Raw genomic sequence first — 4264 nt, forward strand, 5'->3', positions numbered from 1 at the left:
ATCGTCCACGACGGGAACTCCTCGGCTCCCCTGCCAGGGGGAGACCGTCTCGGTTGGTTTCTCCGAGGAGCTTCCCTCTTTCCCGCTCACCCCTGTTCGCCGACTACACACTTATAGGGACACGACCGCGGGCGGCTGCCACGTCTTCTCCGCTGCCATCACTTCAATGGGCGTGGGGCGGGGGCGCTTGGCTTGGGCCGCGTCGCGAATCCATGCCGGGGCCTCTGCTGGCGAAGCCTCGGACGGAGAAGAGCGCTCCACCCATGCGTAGTGCTCTCCGCTGCGATGGAGGCTCGGGGGCGCGATGACGTAGCCACCGTTTCCCCGTGTGTCGATTCCGGGGGCGATGCTGGCTGCCTTCGACACCATGCCCGTGTGGCGGAAGTAGACGTGAAAGCCCCCGCCGCTGGTTTGGGCCACCACGGTAGGCGGCAGATCGCCGCGTTCTTTCTCCAGCTTCGCCAGCGCCTCTACGCCATGGGACTTCGCGTCCACATCCACAACGTCAATTCCGGAGCGGTCTCCCGTCGCAATGGCGACGTTCGCATTCGGCCAGCGCTGCCACCATGCGCGAACCTGGGCCGCGTCCGTCGTGGCGTCCTTCACCCCGTTGGGCGTGCGTGGGTGCTTCCCAGCCTGAGTGCAGGACGCTCCTTTGGGGCATGTGCAGATGAGCGCCCCTGAAGGTGCCGGCGTGGGCTCGAAGCAGGGGAAGACGTGCCAGCCACGCCCGGCGTACTCCAGCGCGGCCTCCAGGGTGTGAGTCGGATTCGTGGTGACGGCTTTCAAGGGACATCCAAGGCAAAGGGAGGAATTGCGGCGAGCCAAAGGGCTGCCGGGTGGGCTGCAATCGGGTGGACCGGGGCGGATTCGGTGGCGGGGCAGAAAGCGGGGCAGGGCTAACGCGCGAGAATCACTAGGGAATCTGGCGACCTGCCCCGCTGCCCCGCTTTTTCACCGGAACACACGCAGAGATGTAGAGGGAGAATGAGAGGAATTAGATGCCTGTAATTGCCCTATTGGGGGTATCTCCTCCTCTTTCTCTCTCTCTTCTCTCAAAGAAGCGGGGCAGGCGGGGCAGGGTGGCAAAGGGGCTGTCCAAGTCGCTGATATGCCTATGCTTTTTCGTTTCAAGGGGTGCCCCGCTTTGCGCCCCGGTGTCTTCTAAAAGCGGGGCGGGCGGGGCAGGACAAGCCCAAGGCCATGGCATCATGGTTCATGGTTAGCGTTCATTCGGCCTTCGCGACCATGCTGTAGGCACGGGGTACGGCACCGCGAACGCCGGGCGTGTAGCGCATCGACTCGCGCACCATGCCGGCCACGACGAGGGCCGCGAGGCATCGGCGGATGGCCTGCTCTCCCGCGCCGAGAGCGCCGCACAGCTCCTTCACGGTGCGCCCGTCGGGACCTGCGTCGGTGAGCGCGACGATGATGCGGGGGCGGTACTGCTCAACCTGTTCAATCACGCGTTGGACTCCTGCCCTCGTTCCGGGGCTACCTCCGCGCCGTGTCCGCTGGGCTGTCCCCATGGCCACGGTTGGCGGTGTCTTGTCCTAGGTAAATGCGTGTGGATTCCGTGAGTGGCTCACGACGCGGTGACTTGGACGGCCCCCCGGCTCGGATTTCCGACGCGGCACCCCTCGGGATGGTGCTCGGAGGTTATGCACGCTGAGAAAATCCCAAGGAAACGTGGGGCCTCCGAGCGGTGAAGAGTTCGGCGTGGGCGCTTGATTTTGAGCATTTGCAGCCAGAGCCCGCGCACCCGAGCGGGGGGAGTTTTGATGGGCGCGAGGGCATAGGGAGATCGCGATTGCTCCCTTCGGGAGAACCAGAGAGCGGCGGGAAGTCGTGTGCTTCCTGGTACGGTGCCACCATGTCTCTTGGAGGTTGCCCGCGCGTGGTTCCTTCGCTTGCCCGGCTTGCCTTGCCCCTTGTTCTGCTGGTGGGACTTACGGCCATGGCGCAGCCGCAGGAGGTCCTACGCGGGCGCGAGCTGAAGCGGCGGCGGGTAGCGCTCACCGGGAGCACGGCCGACAAGCCTGTAGAACTGCACGTCGCGCCCGATTACCTCACGGCCCTGGAGTTTGACTCCCCAGTGAAGCGTGACGCGGTGGTGCTCAGTGCCCCTGCGGGCCGACTCGCTCTGTTCGAGGTCACCTCGCGGACCATCGTGCTCAAACCCGCGATGGACCTAGGGGCCGGTCGTAGCGTGGAGTTGACTGTTCCGTTCGTGGACGGCGCAGCCCCGACGCGCGTCGTGTTCTCGCTCGTTACGGACCCCTCCGAGGTGGACGCTCAAGTCATGGTGTCGCGTCTGCCGCGTACCGTAGAAGCGATTCAGGGCGAACTGGACGAGCTTCGCGCGACCTGTGCCGCCAAGGACTCCGAACTGGAAGCGCTCCGGGCACGCAGCGTAGCGAGCGGCCCTTCGGGGATGATTCTCGCTGGGCTCTTGGGTGAGGAGCGATTTCGGGCCATCAGGACCGGCGTTCTTGGTGCCGGTGATGGTGTCATGACCAAAGATGCCGTCACCTACTTTGCGAGCGGTTGGGGCGCTGTGGCCCTACGGGTGCGCAACACTGGCTCTCAACCTTGGGTGCCAACTGAGGCGCGGCTCTCCATCGTGGCGAGTGGAGAGCGAATCAACGTGCTCGCGGTACGGATGAAGGAGCAGCAGATTCGCCCGGGAGGAACCGAGTTGGTGGTGGTGGAGACCGGTGCTCCCAACTGGCCGGAAGGGGCGACTCTTCGGCTGGAACTGCGCGACAAGGAAGGCGCCCGTCGACTTCTCATTCCGCGATTCACGTTCTAGAACCGCGCCCCATGTTGATCGGGATGAGCCCGTCACACCTGCAAGCCGGGCAAACGGTGGACGGCTGGCGCGTGGTGAAGCCTCTGGGGGCTGGGACCTTCGGCGCCGTCTATCTCGTGGAGAAGGAGGGCCAGCGCTTCGCGATGAAGCTGGCCATGCACCGCGCCACCAGTGGGGATGCGGAGCAGGCCGACGCGCGATTGGTGCGGGAGCTGGTGTGCCTTGTCCAAGTCAGCGGGCACCCCAACGTCGTGCGGGTCCACGCTCACGGACGCTGGCCCGACGCGACGAGAGGCTGGCTCTACGTCATCCTCGACTACGTGGAGGGCTACACCCTGGGCGAGTGGGTGGAGCGGACGCATCCCACCGCGCATGAAGTGGCCCGAGTGTTCGGCAAGCTCGCTGGGGCGTTGGCCCACCTGCATTCGCGCGGCGTCTTTCATCGGGACTTGAAGCTTAGAAACATCCTGGTGAGAGCCTCGGATGGAGCGCCCTTCATCCTGGATTTCAGCGCGGGGGACTACACGAGTGCTCCGGAGTTGACGGATGCGCCCCTGCCACCTGGGACACGCCGTTACCGCTCCCCCGAGGCATCGCGGTTCCTCCGAGAGCACGGGGACGAGCACGACGCGCGCTACGAGTTCAAAGCGACCGATGATGTCTACGCGCTGGGCGTCTGCCTCTATGACGTGCTGACGAACCCCAAGCCCGCGAGTGAGGCGCCGCGAGTCCTGGTGGGTGCCCAGTGGCCACCCCCCGCAGCGCATGCGCTGAACCCCCGTGTGCCCGGTTCGCTGAGTGCATCGGCCATGCACTGCATTGACCGCCAGCCCGAGAAGCGCGCTCCGACGGCCGAAGTCATGAAGCGGGAGCTGGAAGCCCTGCTAGCGGAGGAGGGCGAAGCGTGGACGGTGCCTCTGCATGTCCCCACCCCACACCTTCAGCTCGAATCCGAGGCGCCGCAGACTGCCGTGCCGCAGGACGAAGCACCGAAGCCGTTCACTCGCCGCTGGATGGGTGCTGGAGTCGCTGTGGCCCTCATGGCGACGTTTCTGGCGGGCTTCATTCTGCTGCGCCTCGCTCCTCCCATGTCGAGCACAGAGCGGGCCGTATCGCCTGTCGCTGCTGCTGCTGTCCGGGATGCTGGCTCACCGCTCCCTGGCGTCGCTGCGGTGCCGCCATCGCCCGTCACGTTGTCCCCTGGGGTAGCGTTGCCCCCTCCCGCTCCTGCCGAGAAGGAAAGTCCGCCCGTGAAGCGCGCACCTGTCCCCATGATCAACCCCGCCGAGTCCACCCCGAGGACTCCGAAGGCCCTGGCCTCTCGTCCTAAACGACGAGGCGTGATTCCCGATCGGCCCGGAGGGTAGGCAGGCGCTGGACGAGTGGGGAAGCGGCAGGAACCCACTCCGTTCGGCCCTGTGTGAGCAAGTACCAGAAGAAGAAGCGAGCCCT

Annotated in this window: 4 protein-coding genes; 2 read left to right on the plus strand and 2 right to left on the minus strand. The window is 65.7% G+C overall.

The annotated features are described in order from the left end of the window. Positions 1 to 111: 111 nt before the first annotated feature. Both KRR26_RS36160 and KRR26_RS36165 read right to left on the minus strand, forming a co-directional pair. Positions 112 to 789: a bifunctional DNA primase/polymerase gene (locus tag KRR26_RS36160; RefSeq protein WP_217082158.1), complete on the minus strand. Its 678-nt coding sequence runs from the start codon at positions 787 to 789 to the stop codon at positions 112 to 114. A gap of 440 nt (positions 790 to 1229) precedes the next feature. Further along, positions 1230 to 1466 carry a helix-turn-helix domain-containing protein gene (locus KRR26_RS36165; RefSeq protein ID WP_217082159.1) on the minus strand — a complete coding sequence of 79 codons (237 nt, stop codon included), beginning with the start codon at positions 1464 to 1466 and terminating at the stop codon, positions 1230 to 1232. 431 nt (positions 1467 to 1897) lie between these two features. Here KRR26_RS36165 and KRR26_RS36170 point away from each other — a divergent pair, with 431 nt between their 5' ends. Further along, positions 1898 to 2812 carry a DUF2381 family protein gene (locus KRR26_RS36170; protein WP_217082160.1) on the plus strand — a complete coding sequence of 305 codons (915 nt, stop codon included), beginning with the start codon at positions 1898 to 1900 and terminating at the stop codon, positions 2810 to 2812. A gap of 23 nt (positions 2813 to 2835) precedes the next feature. Then, the gene (locus tag KRR26_RS36175) at positions 2836 to 4179 is read left to right on the plus strand and encodes a serine/threonine protein kinase (protein WP_217082161.1); all 1344 of its coding nucleotides are present in this window, start codon (positions 2836 to 2838) and stop codon (positions 4177 to 4179) included. Positions 4180 to 4264 lie beyond the last annotated feature (85 nt).

It is taken from the genome of Citreicoccus inhibens (assembly GCF_019039035.1).
Taxonomy (GTDB): domain Bacteria; phylum Myxococcota; class Myxococcia; order Myxococcales; family Myxococcaceae; genus Citreicoccus; species Citreicoccus inhibens.